The following is a 13945-nucleotide window of genomic DNA, read 5'->3' on the forward strand; positions in this document are numbered from 1 at the left end:
CGGGCATGCCCGGCCCCTGCCCGCCCCGGCTAGTCCTGCACCCAGGGCAGGTCGTGGAAGCGCCAGCCGCCGCTGCGGCCGCGCCGCTGCCGCTCGTCGAGGTCGCCCTCGAAGCCTTCCAGCACGTTGAACACATTGGCCAGCCCCGCCTTGGCGGCGGCCTCGGCGGCCAGCGCGGAGCGGTTGCCGCTGCGGCACAGCAGCAGCACCACGGCGTCCTTGCCGGTCTTGGCTTCCAGCTCGCGCACGAAGCGCGGATTGCGGGTCAGGCTGGTGCCGGTGGCCCAGGGCACGTGCACGCTGTCCGGCACGTAGCCGACGAACTTGCGCTCCTCCGCCGTGCGCACGTCCACCAGCACGGCGTCGCCCGCGCTGAACAGCGCCCAGGCCTGCTGCGGCGTCACGCGGCCCGCGTAGGGCAGGCCGGACGAACGTGCCACGCCGCGCGCGGCTTCCAGCACGGCATGGCTGGTCTGGTTTTCCAATGCAGTCGTCATGTGTCGTGTTCTCCTTGTGGCGCGCGGGCCGTGCGTTGCGCCGGCACGCTGCTCGCCTGTCATCCGCGCCCGTGGCACGGTTTCCGGTGGCCGGCAACCGCCTATAGCCATCACGTCTGCACTATGAAAGCGGGCGCGGAGATTGAAAACGAATAAAAACGCATTTCCAAAGACGGCGGCGGCACGCCGGCGCGCCGGCTTGACAGGCGGCGGCGCCGAGTCCAGATTCGAGTCCGGCCCGCGGCGGCGCGCGATGTGCCGCCACCGCCCCCTCACACCGGCAAAGGACGCCATGACCCCGAAGTCTTCACCGCACCGCCTCGCGCGGCGCGCCCTGCTGCTGGCCTGCGCCGGCACGCTCGCCCTGGCCGCCACCGCGGCGGGCGCCCAGGCCGGCAACGACGAGGCCGCGCTGGCCGCGGCCATCGCCGGCCCGCAGCGCAGCGCCGCCAACAAGGCGCGCGACGCCTACCGCCACCCGCTGCAGACGCTGCGCTTCTTCGGCCTCGCGCCGGGCCAGACCGTGGTGGAGATCGCGCCCGGCGGCGGCTGGTACACGGAGATCCTGGCGCCGCTGCTGCGCGAGCGCGGCAAGCTCTACGCCGCGCACTACGACGCGGGCGCGGCCGGCGAGGAAAGCGCGAAGGCGCGCGCCAACTACGCGCAGAAGCTGGCGCGCGACCCGGCCAGCTACGGCAAGGTGGTGGTCGGCACGCTGCCGCTGCGCCAGCCCGCCGATTTCGCCCCGCCCGGCAGCGCCGACCTCGTGCTGACCTTCCGCAACATCCACAACTGGATCCAGGACGGCCACCTGGACGACAGCCTGCGCGCCTTCTACGCGGTGCTCAAGCCGGGCGGCGTGCTCGGCGTGGAAGAACACCGCGCCACGCCGGGCACCTCGCTGGACCAGATGATCGCCACCGGCTACGTCACCGAGGACTACGTGATCGACCACGCGCGCGCGGCCGGCTTCGCGCTGGCCGGCCGCAGCGAGATCAACGCCAACCCGCGCGACGGCCACGACCACCCGGACGGCGTGTGGTCGCTGCCGCCCACGCTGCGCGGCGGCGAGCGCGACCGCGCCGCCTTCCTCGCCATCGGCGAATCCGACCGCATGACACTGAAGTTCGTCAAGCCGCCGGCGAGCCAGCCGTAGCCGCAGGCGCCGCGCGAGCATGCCGGGATGCGGGCATCTGGACCGCGCCACCGGCTGCCCGTATATTCGGCAGGTTCCGCGGCGCCACGCGGCGCCCGCGCACGACAGACCACAACGGCAAACCCGGAGACCCCCATGCCCGCAAACAATCCCTTCAAGGCCGCGCTGTCGGCCGGCAAGCCGCAGATCGGCCTCTGGGTCTCGATGGCCTCGCCCTACCTGGCGGAAGTCTCGGCCACCGCCGGCTTCGACTGGCTGCTGATCGACGGCGAGCACGCGCCCAACGAGCTCGGCGGCATCCTGCACGCGCTCCAGGCCGTCGCGCCCTACCCGTCGCAGCCGGTGGTGCGCGCGGTGGCCGGCGAAGTGCCGCTGATCAAGCAGTTGCTGGACATCGGCGCCAGGAGCCTGCTGGTGCCGATGGTGGACACCGCCGCACAGGCCGCCGCGCTGGTGGCCGCCACGCGCTATCCGCCGCACGGCATCCGCGGCGTGGGCAGCGCGATTGCGCGCGCCTCGCGCTGGAACGCGCGCGCCGACTACCTGGCGGTGGCCGACGACGAAATCTGCCTGCTGGTGCAGGCCGAGACGGTGACGGCGCTGCAGAACCTGGAAGCGATCTGCGCGGTGGACGGCGTGGACGGCGTGTTCATCGGCCCGGCGGACCTGGCCGCGTCGATGGGCCACCGCGGCAACCCCGGCCACCCCGAGGTGCAGGCCGCCATCGAGGGCGCCATGCGCACCATCGTCGCCAGCGGCAAGGCGGCCGGCACGCTGACCTCCGACAACGGCCTCGCGCGCCGCTACCTGGAACTGGGCTGCACCTTCGTCGCCACCGGGGTGGACGTGCTGGTCTATGCCAACGCCGCGCGCAGGCTGGCCGCGGAATTCACCGGCGCCGCCGCGCCGGCCGGCGGGCCCTCGGCGGCGTACTGAAGCACTGCCGCCGCCCTCGCGCCCGCGCCTAGGCCGGCTCGGGCAGCCGCAGCATGTTCCACGTCAGCCCGAGCTGCGCATCGGTCCTGAGCGACAGCAGCTGGCGCGACAGCCGCGCCAGATGCGCCTGCTCGGCCAGGTTCTTGCCGATCACGCCCTTCTCCCCGGCCGCGTTGGCGAGCACGCCTTCGAGGTCGCCGTACTGCCCCAGCAGCCGCGCGGCGGTCTTGGCGCCGATCTTCTCGACGCCGGGAATGTCGTCCGAGCTGTCCCCCAGCAGGGCCAGGTAGTCCGCCAGCTGGTGGCTGGCCACGCCGAACTTGTCCATCACGTAGGACTCGTCGAACCACGCGCGCTCGCCGTTCTTCGCGGTGGCGAAGTGGTTGCGCACCACGGCGCCGTCGGCGATCAGCTGGAGCACGTCCTTGTCGGTGCTCACCGGGATCGCCGCGCCGTCCTTGGCGGCGGTCCAGCGGTAATAGGCGGTGCCGATGATGTCGTCGGCCTCGAAGCCGTCGATGGCGACGGTCTGCAGGCCCAGCACCTCGGTCAGCGTCAGGCGGAAATCCGGGATCACCTCGGCCAGCTCCGGGTCCATCGGCTTGCGGTGCTGGCGGTACGGCGGATAAAGCTCGTGGCGCCAGGTCTTGCCGCCGGTGTCGAACGCCGCCAGCGCATGCGTGGTGCGGCACTCGGCGAGCGCGCGCCGGAACGAGGCCAGCGCCGAGATCACCGCGCCCTCGACCTTGGCCGGGATGTCTTGCGCCGGGTTGGCCTCGTAGACGCGGCGCAGGATGTTCAGGCCGTCGATCAGCAGGAGTGTTTGCGTCATGGTGCGTGCGGTGCGACTTCTCGTCAGACCCTCTATTCTGACGTGCCGGGCCGCCGGCGCAACCGTGGCGCAACCGCGGCGCGGCGCCGGCGGCCGGCCGCGCGCGGCAAAGTGGGCGAGACGGCGGGCGCGAAAGGCAACGGCGGCGATGGCCGCGGCGCTTCAAGCGGCGCGATTGGCGAGAACCCGGGGTTGCGCGCGCGCCCCACTCCGTCTAGTCTGACCACATCCAACCCGCGCCCGGAAATGAACAACAATCACGACACCCGCCAGGCAGTACTCGACGCCCTGCAGAAAGCGGGCACCCCGATGGATGCATACCAGGTCGCCAAGGCCGCGGGCGTCAGCCCGATCCAGGCCGCGCGCACCCTGACCAAGCTCAGCGCCAAGGGCATCGTGCAGCCCCAGGACCCGCTGAGCGACGAAGCCGACCTGTCCGCGCGCTTCACGCTGGCACCGGCGCAGAAGGCGGACGGCAGCACCGGCTGACGACTTCCCGGGCCGTTCCGCGCGCCCATGCCTCCCGGCACGCCGCCGGGCCGCCGGCATTATTGCGCCGGCAGGAACGATACGAAGCCCCGCCGGCGCCGCTCCGATCACGTCGGATGATGGCCGTGAATGCGGTTTTTCCCACTTCATAGCACGAAGATGCGCAAACTTGCGCGATCTTTCCACCACCCAGCCCCGTATCGAGCACCCGACTCCCACCGACAATGGAAAAAGAAAATCCAATCAGGACTTTCCATTACGCACCAATCCGGGTATATTTCGTTTCGCGGGGTGGAGCAGTTGGCAGCTCGTCGGGCTCATAACCCGAAGGTCGCAGGTTCAAGTCCTGCCCCCGCAACCAGGCTTCCAGCAAAGCCCGCACGGTTCACGCCGCGCGGGCTTTGTGCTTTCCGGCCGCCGCTGCGCGCCCGCGCATGCCTGGCCGGCGGGCCGGGCATGCGCGGGCGTGGCCGTTCAGACCGGCAGGCCCTTGGCCCGCAGCACGGCGTCGAAGCGCTCGCGGTCGGCGGTGCCGGTGCGGTTGGATTCGCGGATCTGCGCTTCCTTCTCCAGGTGGGCGCGGGTCTTGCGCAGTACGTCGGCCGCCTCGGCCGCCGGCACCGCGATCACGCCGTCGGCGTCGCCAATCACGAGGTCGCCCGGCATCACCACCAGCCCGGCGCACGACACCGGCACGTTGATCTCGCCCGGGCCGTCCTTGCTCGGGCCGCGGTGGGTGTGGCCCCTGGCGAAGATCGGCATGCCCTCCTCGGCCCACTCGCACAGGTCGCGCACGGCGCCGTCGATCACCAGGCCGCCGAGCTTGCGGGCCACGCAGGTGGTGCGCATCAGGCCGCCGACCAGCGCCTGCGTCACGTCGCCGCCGCCGTCGATGACCAGCACATCGCCGGCCTCCACCATCATCAGCGCCTTGTGGATCATCAGGTTGTCGCCGGGCCGCACGCGCACCGTGACGGCCGGGCCGCACAGCACGGTATCGAGCCGCGCGTGGTACTGGCGCAGGCCGATGGCGCCCACGTTGCGGCTCATGGCGTCGCCCACGGCGGCCACCGGCATGTCGCGGAAGGCCGCCACGAGGTCGGCCGCGGGGCCGGCCGCGCGCGGGTTGATGCGGTAGCCGGCTGGCCACTGGACGGGTTGGGATTCGGTGCTCATGGGCGTCTCCAGGTTCGGTTTTCGGTTGGGCCGGGGCGGATCAGCGCAGCGCCTCGCAGGCCGCGCGCAGGCGGCGCATGCCTTCGCGCAGCTGCGCCTCGGAGGTGGCGAACGAGATGCGGAAGAACGGCGACATGCCATACGCGGCGCCCTGCAGCACGGCCAGGTTCTGCGACTCCAGCAGGTAGAGCACGAAATCGTTGTCGGTCTCGATGACCTTGCCCTCCGGCGTGCGCTTGCCGATCACGCCCGCGCACGACGGATAGACGTAGAACGCGCCTTCGGGCGAGTGGCAGGTGATGCCCGGCATGCTGGACAGCTCGGCCACCACCATGTCGCGCCGCGACTGGAAGATGCGCGTGCGCTCGGCGATGAAGTCCTGCGGGCCGTTCAGCGCCTCGAGCGCGGCGGCCTGGCTGATCGACGACGGGTTCGACGTGCTCTGCGACTGCAGCTTGACCATCGCCTTGACCAGCTCGGCCGGCGCGCCGCCGTAGCCGATGCGCCAGCCGGTCATCGCATACGCCTTGGAGACGCCGTTGATGGTCAGCGTGCGCGCCTTCAGGGCCGGCTCGACCTCGGCGATGGTGCAGAACTTGCGGCCGTCGTAGAGGATGTGCTCGTAGATGTCGTCGGTCATCACCCACACGTGCGGATGGCGCATCAGCACCTCGGCCAGCGCCTTGAGCTCGGCATGGGTGTAGGCCGCGCCGCTGGGGTTGTTGGGCGCGTTGAGCACCAGCCAGCGCGTGCGCGGCGTGATGGCGCGCTCCAGGTCCTCCGGGCGCAGCTTGAAACCGTTCTCGGGCGGGCACGGCACGAACACCGGCGTGCCGTCGGCCAGCAGCACGATGTCCGGGTACGACACCCAGTACGGCGCCGGGACGATGACCTCCACGCCCGTGTCCACCGTGCACATCAGCGCGTTGAAGATGATCTGCTTGCCGCCGGTGCCGACGATGATCTCGCTGGCGGCGTAGTCGAGGTTGTTGTCGCGGCGGAACTTGGCGGCGATGGCCGCCTTCAGCTCGGGCGTGCCGCCCACGTCGGTGTACTTGGTGCGCGAGGCGGCCATCGCGCGCGTGGCGGCTTCGCAGACATGCTGGGGCGTGTCGAAGTCGGGCTCGCCGGAGGTCAGGCCGACGATGTCGCGGCCGGCGGCGCGCAGTTCGCGCGCGCGTTGTCCGGCCATCGAGCTCGGCGACGGTTTGATGCGGTTGAGGCGGGCGGCAATGAAAGTCATGATGCGGGCGGTTCCAGGTTGAGAGGGCGATCGAGGTTCGGGATTCGGGATTCGGGGTTCGGGGCGGGCTCAGGCCAGCTTGCGGTGGTGGCGCAGGTACGGCACCAGCCCGCCGGCCGCGCGGATGGTCAGCACGATGTCTGGCACGGGCTCGCACGCGATGCGCCGCGCCGGCGCGGCCGGCGCTGCGTGCGCTGCATGCGCCGGAGAGCCGACCAGCAGCTCGGCGCTGGCGCCGTCCAGGCGCAGCGCCAGGGCATCGCCTTCGGCAATGCCCGCGGTATCGGCGGTGATCAGCAGCAGGCCGTTGTTGATGGCGTTGCGCCAGTAGGTGCGCGCGAAGCTGCGCGCCACCACCACGCGGATGCCCGCGGCCAGCACCACCGTGACCGCGACTTCCATCGCGGAGCCGCAGCCGAAGTTGTGGCCGGCCACCAGGATGTCGCCATCGGCGATGCTGGCGGCGAAGGCCGGATCGAGGTCTTCCAGCAGGTAGCGGCGCAGCACCCGCGGATCGAGGCTGTCCTTCTTGCGGCTGGAAGCGATCAGGTAGTCGGTGTTGATGTCGTCGCCGAGCAGGCGCGCGCGGCCGTGGATGCGCTCGGCGCCGTCCGGCGACCGCCGCGATTGCTGCTGTTCTTGCTGCTGCTGTTGTTGCGCTATCTGCTGCATCGTCTGCTGCTCGGTTTGCTGCTGCGTTCACTACATGGCCGGCATCGGCCGCACCTAGGCCTCACGGCGCGAGGTCGCGCGGGTCCACCAGGTGGCCGGTGACGGCCGCGCCCGCGCACGCGCGCGGCGACGCCAGGAAGATCTCCGACTGCCGGTTGCCCATGCGCCCCTTGAAATTGCGGTTGGCGGTGGAGATCACGCGCATGCCGTCGGCGGGAATGCTGCCGCAGGTGCCGCAGCACGCGCCGCAGCCGGGCGGCTGGATCTGCGCGCCGAGCGCCTCGAACTCGGCCAGCATGCCGCTGCCCGCCAGCTCGGCGCGCACCGTCTCGGAGGCCGGCGTCACCACCAGCCGCACGCCGGGCGCCACGCCGCCGCCGGCGCGCAGCACGTCCAGCGCCTCGCGGTAGTCCTTGCTGCGCCCGCCCGTGCAGGTGCCGAGGTAGACCATGTCGACGCGGGTCGCCGGCGCTTGGGCGAGGTCGATCACGCCGTCCACGCGGTGCGGCAGCGCCACCTGCGGGACGACGGCGCCGAGGTCGAAGTCGAGCGTGCCGGCGTAGGCCGCGTCCGGGTCCGCCGCGGCCGGCTCGTAGGGCTCGCGCGCGCGGCCCGACAGCCAGGCCGCGGTGCGCGCGTCGAACGGGAACAGGCCCGCCTTGGCGCCCATCTCCACCGACATGTTGGCCAGCACGATGCGGTCGTCCATGTCGAGCGCGGCCACGCCGGGCCCGGCGAATTCCAGCGCCAGGTAGTTGGCGCCGCCCGCGCCGATGCGCCGCGCCATCGCCAGCGCGAGGTCCTTGGCCGAGGCATGGGCCGGCAGCGCGCCATGCAGGCGGATGCGCAGCGAACCCGGCACCTTCAGCCACAGCTGGTTGCATTGCAGGATGCCGGCCAGGTCGGAAGAGCCGATGCCCGAGCCGAAGGCGTTGAGCGCGCCGTAGCTCACGGCGTGCGAGTCGGCGCCCACCGCCAGCGTGCCCGGCAGCACCCGGCCGCGTTCCAGCATCAACTGGTGGCCGATGCCCTCGCCCGCTTCGAACAGGCCCACGCCATGCGCCAGCGCATAGGCCCGCGCCACTTCCTGCAAGGCCAGCGCGCGCGCGCCGGAGGTGGCGCCGTAGTGGTCCAGCGCGAACACCAGCCGCTCGGGCGCCGCCGGCGGCGGCAGCGGCTCGCCCTCGGGCTGCATCTGGCGGAAGTAGTCCAGCGCCATCGGGATCGAGCCGTCGGTACCCATGACGGCATGCGGCGCGCAGATGGCGAGGTCGCCGGCGCGCACGTCGCGGCCGGCGGCGCGCGACAGCAGCTTCTCGGCCAGCGTGCGGCCCGGGGATTGGTCGGTGTTCGCCATCGTGTCGGTCGGGAGGAAGGGGCGGCGGCGCGGGGTCAGTTGAGCTTGATGTTGGCGGTCTTGACCACCTTGCCCCACTTCTCGTGCTCGGACTGGATCAGCCGCGCGAACGCCTCGGGCGGGCCGCCGACCGGCTCCACGCCCAGCTGCACCAGCTTCTCCCTGACCTCGTCGGTGGCCAGGATGCGGTCGATGGCGCGGTTGAGCTTGAGCACGATCGCGCGCGGGGTGCCGGCCGGCGCCACGATGCCGCACCACGACAGCGACTCGTAGCCCTTGAAGCCGGCCTCGTCCACGGTCGGCACGTTGGGCAGGCCGGGCAGGCGCTTGCGGCTGGTCACGGCCAGCGCGCGCAGCTTGCCCTGCTGCACGAAGCCGATGGAGGACGGCGCGTTGTCGAACAGCATCGTCACCTGTCCGCCCAGCAGGTCGGTCAGCGCGGCGGAACTGCCCTTGTAGGGCACGTGCAGGATGTCCACGCCCGACATCGCCTTGAACAGCTCGCCCGACAGGTGGGTGGAACTGCCCGGGCCCGACGAGGCGAAGCTCAGCGTGCCCGGCTTGCTCTTGGCCAGCGCCACCAGCTCCGGCACGGTGGTGGCCGGCAGGCTCGGCGAGACCACCAGGATGTTGGCGTTCTGCGTGACGTAGCTCACCGGCACGAAATCCCGGGCCACGTCGTAGTTCATGCGGCTGTAGAGATGGTCGTTGATCGAGAGCACGCCGGTGGCGCCCATCAGCAGCGTGTAGCCGTCCGCGGGCGACTTGGCCACCAGCTCGGCGCCGATGTTGCCGCTGGCGCCGGCGCGGTTGTCCACCAGGAACGGCTGCTTGAACTGCTGCGCCAGCTTCTCGGCGACGATGCGCGCCACCACGTCGGTCGAGCCGCCCGGGGCGAACGGCACCACGATGCGCACCGCCTTGTTGGGATAAGCGTCGTCGGCGGCGCCGTCGGCCGCGGCGGCCAGGCATGGCAAACAGGCAAGCAGTACTGCGCTAAGGCGGATCAGGCGCTTCATCGGGGGTCCTTGGTGGGGGAAAGAAGGTGTCGCTGTGCTGGCTTCGGGCTTTCTTGTCTTTTTGTCGTTCGCCACGCAGTACCGCCGCCGTGGATGAAGAACGATTCTAGGGACGCCGATTAATCCAGACAAACGAATTTATCTTGCCGATTTTTCTGAAAAGCTGAAAAATAGGCTGGCGCGCCACCCCCGCGCCGCCACCTACGCTCCGGACCCCGCCCCATGCGCCACAACGTCACCCTCAAGCAACTGCGCTGCTTCCTCGCCGTGGCCGATACCGGCTCGTTCACCGCGGCGGCGCTGCGCCTGTGCATGACCCAGTCCGCGCTCACCGCCACCATCCAGCAGCTCGAAGAAGCGGTGGACCTGAAGATGTTCGACCGCACCACGCGGCGCGTGGCGCTGACCCAGCACGCCGAGCGCTTCCGCCCCGAGGCGGAGAGGGTCGTCAACGGCTTCGACAGCTCGGTCTACGACCTGATGGCGCTGGCGCAGGGCAACCGCGGCCACCTGCGCATCGGCGCGGCCACCTCGGTCATCAACCTGTTCCTGGTCAGCGCCATCCCGCGCTTTCGCGAGACCTACCCCGAGATCACCATCTCGCTGCGCAACCCCGCCGCGCGCCAGGCCGAGCGGCTGGTGCTCGAAGGCGAGGTGGACTTCGCCATCGACAGCAAGTACCAGGGCCACGAAGGCCTGCACTACACCCCGCTGCTGTCCGACTGCTACGGCGTGGCCTGCCACCGCGACCTGCCGCTCGCGCACCTGGGTCGGCCGCTGCGCTGGGCCGACCTGCCGCCCGCGCAATACATCGGCTTCAACGCCGACACCGGCATCGGCCACTTCCTGCGCAGCCACGCCACGCACTGGCCCGTGCTGGGCGGCGCGCACGACGAGGTGGAAAGCACGGGCGCGCTGTTCGCCATGCTCGGCACCGGCAAGCAATACTCGGTGCTGCCCGCGCTGGCCTACCAGGGCCACGCCTATCCGGGACTGGTCTTCCTCGAACTGCACGAGCCGCGCCTGTCGCGCGAGATCAGCGTGATCACCCGGCCGCTGCGCTCGCTGTCGCCGAGCGCGCAGCGCCTGCTCGGCGTGCTGCTCGACGACATCCGCCGCCAGCCGCTGCCGCCCGGCGTGACGCTGGCGGCGCCGGCGGCGCAGGAGTGAGGTGATTGCCGGCCGACTGCGCGCATGTCGCCACATGCATTTCCACACGGGCGCTAGCAATCGCCCTCATCGCAGAGTCCATACATGCCGGCAAATGGATCGTGCCATTTATATTTCCCGTAGAACAGGCTAACCACATCACCGGTATCCCAGAACAGGGTCGCCGCGCCTCCCGAGGATAGCTTCCACGTTCCACGCGTGTTGTCGCTGAAGGCAACCGTTCCTTTTGCATGGCACGGCGAGTAGCGATCATGCGCGCCCAGCTTCGCCGGGACAGGATAAGCCCTGGAAAAATACTGGCGCACCTGTGCCGCTGTCGGCCGGAATGCTCTGCACCCCCCGGACGGCGGGTCATCCTGTATGTCGCTCGCCCCGGCTAGTTCGACCGAGACATTTTTTACCGTCCGAGAAAAGGCCGATGGTGGCATACAAGCCAGATAAACAAGAACAGCCCAGGTCAAATATTTCAACGATCCCATTTTGCTGTCCTTGCCTCCGATTTCACTTTGTATGAAAGATCCGGATGCCGATAAACTTCCTGCATAGAAGTACCCAGCGTCTCGGATAACTCCCTGACCAACCATTCCAGAGATGCATTCTGCTGACTTGTCACTGGCTCATAGATTGCATCCTCGCCTTCGCCGGATATTGCTTTTCCAACCAGTTCGATGCCAACAGAATCGAAATTTGATGGGTATCTTTCTGGAAATTTCTTTTTGTGCTCTCGTCTCGACAGCTTCTTGTACTTGTTTCGCATTGAATATGCGGCCTTGAATTCCTCTGGCGAACAAGCCTTCGTGGCGACGCACCGGGACTTCAATTTCCCAACGTGACTGGTACCCCTGAGTAGTGAAGCCGTCTGATAGATAACACCACTTTTGTCGATCAGGAAATGGGCTCCATTGGCACCCGCTTCCTTATAGCTTTCAAACGCACTATTCGCTGTAGACCCTCCGGTTTGATGGACGACAATGCCATTGACCTTCTCCATTGGCCCGTTCTCGATTGCCGGAAAGATCTTCACGATGACGCGCTCCGCGTCCACATGGCCCTGCTTCGATATGAACAGCATGAAGTCTCCTATTCCATGATTCCTTCTATGTTGATCCGATCTGCGTCGTGAACGCCGCCTCATGCGCGATCCCGACGGCCAAACCTATCAAACATCAGAAATTGGATATATTGGACCCGTCTGATTTTCAATCGCGGCTTGCTTTTGCCATTCCCACGCGGTGAAACCGCTGCGACAAAATCGAAGATGCCGGTCCGCTGTTCGCGATAGCGCGCGGAAGAGGCCAATCTCCGCCGCGCGCGCCGCCTGCAGCCGCGCGGGGATTGGCCTACCATGCAACCCTCACCAACCACCGATCACCAAGGAGCGGCAAGATGGATTACGTGCGGTTTGGCTCGACAGGACTGAAGGTTTCGCGGCTGTGCCTGGGTTGCATGACCTACGGCGTGCCCGAGCGCGGCAACCACCCGTGGACGCTGGGCGAGGAAGCCAGCCGTCCGCTGCTCCGCCAGGCGCTGGACGCCGGCATCAACTTCTTCGACACCGCCAACGTCTACTCGGACGGCACCTCGGAGGAAATCGTCGGGCGCGCGCTCAAGGATTTCGCGCACCGCGACGACGTGGTGATCGCCACCAAGGTGCACGGACGCATGCGGCCCGGCCCCAACGGCGCGGGGCTGTCGCGCCGGGCCATCCTGGCGGAGATCGACCACAGCCTGCGCCGGCTCGGCACCGACTACGTGGACCTGTACCAGATCCACCGCTGGGACCCGGCCACGCCGATCGAGGAAACGCTGGAGGCGCTGCACGACGTGGTCAAGGCCGGCAAGGCGCGCTATATCGGCGCCTCGTCGATGTTCGCGTGGCAGTTCTCGCGCGCCATCCACACCTCGCGCCAGCGCGGCTGGACGCAGTTCGCCAGCATGCAGGACCACGTGAACCTGCTCAACCGGGAAGAGGAGCGCGAGATGCTGCCGCTGTGCGCGGCCGAGGGCATCGCGGTGATGCCGTGGAGCCCGCTGGCGCGCGGCCGGCTGACGCGGCCGTGGCATGCCGGCAGCGCGCGCGAGGCCAGCGACGAGTTCGGCAAGACGCTGTACCGCGGCGCCGAGGATGCGGACCGCGCCGTGGTGGAGCAGGTGCACGCCATCGCGCGGGCGCGCGGCGTGCCGGCGGCGCAGGTCGCGCTGGCGTGGCTGCTGCAGAAGCCGGGCATCACCTCGCCCATCGTGGGCGCGTCCAAGCCGCATCATCTCGAAGACGCCGTGGCCGCGCTGTCGCTCGGGCTGAGCGCCGAGGAAATCCAGGCGCTGGAAGCGCCCTACGTGCCGCACGAGCCGGTCGGGTTCTAGCCCCGGAGCGGCCCGCGGCGGCAGATCAAGGCATCAGGGCTTGCCGGCCGCCGCCGGCTCGCGCGCGACCAGCCGCAGCCCGCTGGCGATGCTGGCCACGCCGGCGAAGCCCGCGCCCAGCGCCAGCGCCAGCGTCGGCCCGTGGTGCCCGGCGATGCTGAAGCACAGCGCCACCAGCGCGGCGCCGGTGGCCTGGCCCAGCAGGCGCACGGTGGCGATGGTGCCGCTGGCGCCGCCGGCGCGCTCGCGCGGCGCGCTGGACATCAGCGCCTTGAGGTTGGGCGACTGGAAGAAGCCGAAGCCGGCGCCGCAGATCGCCATGCGGATGCCGATGTCGAGCGCGCTCGGTTGCGCCGGCATCAGCGCCAGCGAGGCCATGCCCGCGCTCAGCACCGCCAGCCCCACGCCGCCCAGCAGCCCCGGCGGATAGCGGTCCGACAGCCGCCCGGCGATGGGCGCCATCAGCGCCACCACCGCCGACCACGGCGTCATCAGGAAGCCGGTCTCGATCGGGCTGCGCCCCAGCACGCTCTCGAAGAAGAACGGCAGCGACACGAAGGCCAGCCCCTGCGCGGCGAACGAGCACACCGCGGTCATCGCCGACAGCGCGAACATCGGCCGCTTCATCAGGTCCACCGGCAGCATCGGCGCGGGATGGCCGCGCTCGCGGCGCAGCAGCAGCACGAAGGCCACCGCGAACACCGCCAGCGCCGTCAGCGACTGCGCCGCCGGCGCGCGCTGCGCGCCCTCGCCCAGCGCGAAGATCAGCGAGGCGAAGGTAAGCACGTTGAGCCCGGCCGCCACGCGGTCGAAGCGGTGCGTGCTGCGCGCGGTCTGCGGCAGCGTGGGCCACGCCGCGGCCAGCGCGAGCAGGCCGATCGGCAGGTTGACGGCGAACAGCCAGGGCCACGGCCCCAGCGAGAGGATCAGCGACGCCACCGTGGGCCCGACCGCGAACGACACGCCCACCACCAGCGCGTTCAGCCCCACGCCGCGCCCGAGCCGGTGCGGCGGGGAGATCGCGCTGACCAGCG

At 69.8% G+C, this 13945-nt stretch carries 15 protein-coding genes and 1 tRNA gene; 6 read left to right on the plus strand and 10 right to left on the minus strand.

What is annotated here, in order from left to right; all coding sequences use genetic code 11:
* Window positions 1-29: 29 nt before the first annotated feature.
* Window positions 30-497: a rhodanese-like domain-containing protein gene (locus K206_RS0108230; RefSeq protein ID WP_029043373.1), complete on the minus strand. Its 468-nt coding sequence runs from the start codon at window positions 495-497 to the stop codon at window positions 30-32.
* 292 nt (window positions 498-789) lie between these two features.
* Here K206_RS0108230 and K206_RS0108235 point away from each other — a divergent pair, with 292 nt between their 5' ends.
* Together K206_RS0108235 and hpaI are read left to right on the plus strand one after the other, a co-directional pair.
* Window positions 790-1653 carry a class I SAM-dependent methyltransferase gene (locus K206_RS0108235; protein WP_020201938.1) on the plus strand — a complete coding sequence of 288 codons (864 nt, stop codon included), beginning with the start codon at window positions 790-792 and terminating at the stop codon, window positions 1651-1653.
* A gap of 135 nt (window positions 1654-1788) precedes the next feature.
* A complete protein-coding gene (gene hpaI / locus K206_RS0108240) occupies window positions 1789-2589 on the plus strand; it encodes a 4-hydroxy-2-oxoheptanedioate aldolase (RefSeq protein ID WP_020201939.1) in 801 nt (266 codons plus the stop codon).
* Window positions 2590-2617: 28 nt separating this feature from the next.
* Here the strand turns inward: hpaI and K206_RS0108245 are convergent, their stop codons facing one another.
* Complete coding sequence (locus tag K206_RS0108245) at window positions 2618-3421, minus strand: 5'-3' exonuclease H3TH domain-containing protein (protein WP_020201940.1); 804 nt, start codon at window positions 3419-3421, stop codon at window positions 2618-2620.
* Window positions 3422-3667: 246 nt separating this feature from the next.
* On the opposite strand from K206_RS0108245, the gene K206_RS0108250 reads away from it, so the two are divergent.
* Window positions 3668-3910 carry a hypothetical protein gene (locus K206_RS0108250; protein ID WP_020201941.1) on the plus strand — a complete coding sequence of 81 codons (243 nt, stop codon included), beginning with the start codon at window positions 3668-3670 and terminating at the stop codon, window positions 3908-3910.
* Between the two features lie 285 nt (window positions 3911-4195).
* Window positions 4196-4271, plus strand: a tRNA-Met gene (locus K206_RS0108255).
* A gap of 113 nt (window positions 4272-4384) precedes the next feature.
* Here K206_RS0108255 and K206_RS0108260 read toward each other — a convergent pair.
* From K206_RS0108260 to K206_RS0108280, 5 genes are all read right to left on the minus strand, one after another.
* Entirely contained in the window at window positions 4385-5086 is a 702-nt protein-coding gene (locus tag K206_RS0108260) for an RraA family protein (RefSeq protein WP_020201942.1), read from the minus strand.
* A gap of 40 nt (window positions 5087-5126) precedes the next feature.
* Window positions 5127-6329 carry an aspartate transaminase gene (locus K206_RS0108265; protein WP_020201943.1) on the minus strand — a complete coding sequence of 401 codons (1203 nt, stop codon included), beginning with the start codon at window positions 6327-6329 and terminating at the stop codon, window positions 5127-5129.
* A 69-nt stretch (window positions 6330-6398) separates the two neighbouring features.
* A complete protein-coding gene (locus tag K206_RS0108270; protein WP_020201944.1) occupies window positions 6399-7001 on the minus strand; it encodes an alpha-IPM isomerase in 603 nt (200 codons plus the stop codon).
* A 61-nt stretch (window positions 7002-7062) separates the two neighbouring features.
* Window positions 7063-8358: an aconitase/3-isopropylmalate dehydratase large subunit family protein gene (locus K206_RS0108275; protein ID WP_020201945.1), complete on the minus strand. Its 1296-nt coding sequence runs from the start codon at window positions 8356-8358 to the stop codon at window positions 7063-7065.
* A gap of 35 nt (window positions 8359-8393) precedes the next feature.
* The gene (locus tag K206_RS0108280; RefSeq protein WP_029043374.1) at window positions 8394-9377 is read right to left on the minus strand and encodes a tripartite tricarboxylate transporter substrate binding protein; all 984 of its coding nucleotides are present in this window, start codon (window positions 9375-9377) and stop codon (window positions 8394-8396) included.
* 222 nt (window positions 9378-9599) lie between these two features.
* Here K206_RS0108280 and K206_RS0108285 point away from each other — a divergent pair, with 222 nt between their 5' ends.
* Window positions 9600-10547 carry a LysR family transcriptional regulator gene (locus tag K206_RS0108285; protein ID WP_020201947.1) on the plus strand — a complete coding sequence of 316 codons (948 nt, stop codon included), beginning with the start codon at window positions 9600-9602 and terminating at the stop codon, window positions 10545-10547.
* 53 nt (window positions 10548-10600) lie between these two features.
* Here K206_RS0108285 and K206_RS42730 read toward each other — a convergent pair whose 3' ends face one another.
* Both K206_RS42730 and K206_RS41490 read right to left on the minus strand, forming a co-directional pair.
* Complete coding sequence (locus tag K206_RS42730; RefSeq protein WP_155888003.1) at window positions 10601-11026, minus strand: hypothetical protein; 426 nt, start codon at window positions 11024-11026, stop codon at window positions 10601-10603.
* Window positions 11014-11619, minus strand: a complete 606-nt coding sequence (locus K206_RS41490; protein ID WP_081651359.1) for a peptidoglycan recognition family protein — start codon at window positions 11617-11619, stop codon at window positions 11014-11016. Before K206_RS41490 ends, K206_RS42730 begins: the two co-directional genes overlap by 13 nt.
* Window positions 11620-11933: 314 nt before the next feature.
* Between K206_RS41490 and K206_RS0108290 the strand changes: the two genes are divergently transcribed.
* A complete protein-coding gene (locus K206_RS0108290) occupies window positions 11934-12911 on the plus strand; it encodes an aldo/keto reductase (protein ID WP_029043375.1) in 978 nt (325 codons plus the stop codon).
* Window positions 12912-12944: 33 nt separating this feature from the next.
* Here K206_RS0108290 and K206_RS0108295 read toward each other — a convergent pair.
* Window positions 12945-13945 (minus strand): MFS transporter (locus K206_RS0108295; RefSeq protein WP_020201949.1); only part of this gene is annotated, 1001 nt, incomplete at its 5' end.

Source organism: Cupriavidus sp. WS (assembly GCF_000395345.1).
GTDB lineage: Bacteria > Pseudomonadota > Gammaproteobacteria > Burkholderiales > Burkholderiaceae > Cupriavidus > Cupriavidus basilensis_B.

Coding starts and splice junctions, on each gene's coding strand:
- K206_RS0108230 (WP_029043373.1), bottom strand. CDS start 497: ATGACGACTGCATTGGAAAACCAGACCAGCCATGCCGTGCTGGAAGCC.
- K206_RS42730 (WP_155888003.1), bottom strand. CDS start 11,026: ATGGGATCGTTGAAATATTTGACCTGGGCTGTTCTTGTTTATCTGGCT.
- K206_RS0108275 (WP_020201945.1), bottom strand. CDS start 8,358: ATGGCGAACACCGACCAATCCCCGGGCCGCACGCTGGCCGAGAAGCTG.
- K206_RS0108250 (WP_020201941.1), top strand. CDS start 3,668: ATGAACAACAATCACGACACCCGCCAGGCAGTACTCGACGCCCTGCAG.
- K206_RS0108285 (WP_020201947.1), top strand. CDS start 9,600: ATGCGCCACAACGTCACCCTCAAGCAACTGCGCTGCTTCCTCGCCGTG.
- K206_RS0108265 (WP_020201943.1), bottom strand. CDS start 6,329: ATGACTTTCATTGCCGCCCGCCTCAACCGCATCAAACCGTCGCCGAGC.
- hpaI (WP_020201939.1), top strand. CDS start 1,789: ATGCCCGCAAACAATCCCTTCAAGGCCGCGCTGTCGGCCGGCAAGCCG.
- K206_RS0108245 (WP_020201940.1), bottom strand. CDS start 3,421: ATGACGCAAACACTCCTGCTGATCGACGGCCTGAACATCCTGCGCCGC.
- K206_RS0108270 (WP_020201944.1), bottom strand. CDS start 7,001: ATGCAGCAGATAGCGCAACAACAGCAGCAGCAAGAACAGCAGCAATCG.
- K206_RS0108260 (WP_020201942.1), bottom strand. CDS start 5,086: ATGAGCACCGAATCCCAACCCGTCCAGTGGCCAGCCGGCTACCGCATC.
- K206_RS0108290 (WP_029043375.1), top strand. CDS start 11,934: ATGGATTACGTGCGGTTTGGCTCGACAGGACTGAAGGTTTCGCGGCTG.
- K206_RS0108280 (WP_029043374.1), bottom strand. CDS start 9,377: ATGAAGCGCCTGATCCGCCTTAGCGCAGTACTGCTTGCCTGTTTGCCA.
- K206_RS0108235 (WP_020201938.1), top strand. CDS start 790: ATGACCCCGAAGTCTTCACCGCACCGCCTCGCGCGGCGCGCCCTGCTG.
- K206_RS41490 (WP_081651359.1), bottom strand. CDS start 11,619: ATGCTGTTCATATCGAAGCAGGGCCATGTGGACGCGGAGCGCGTCATC.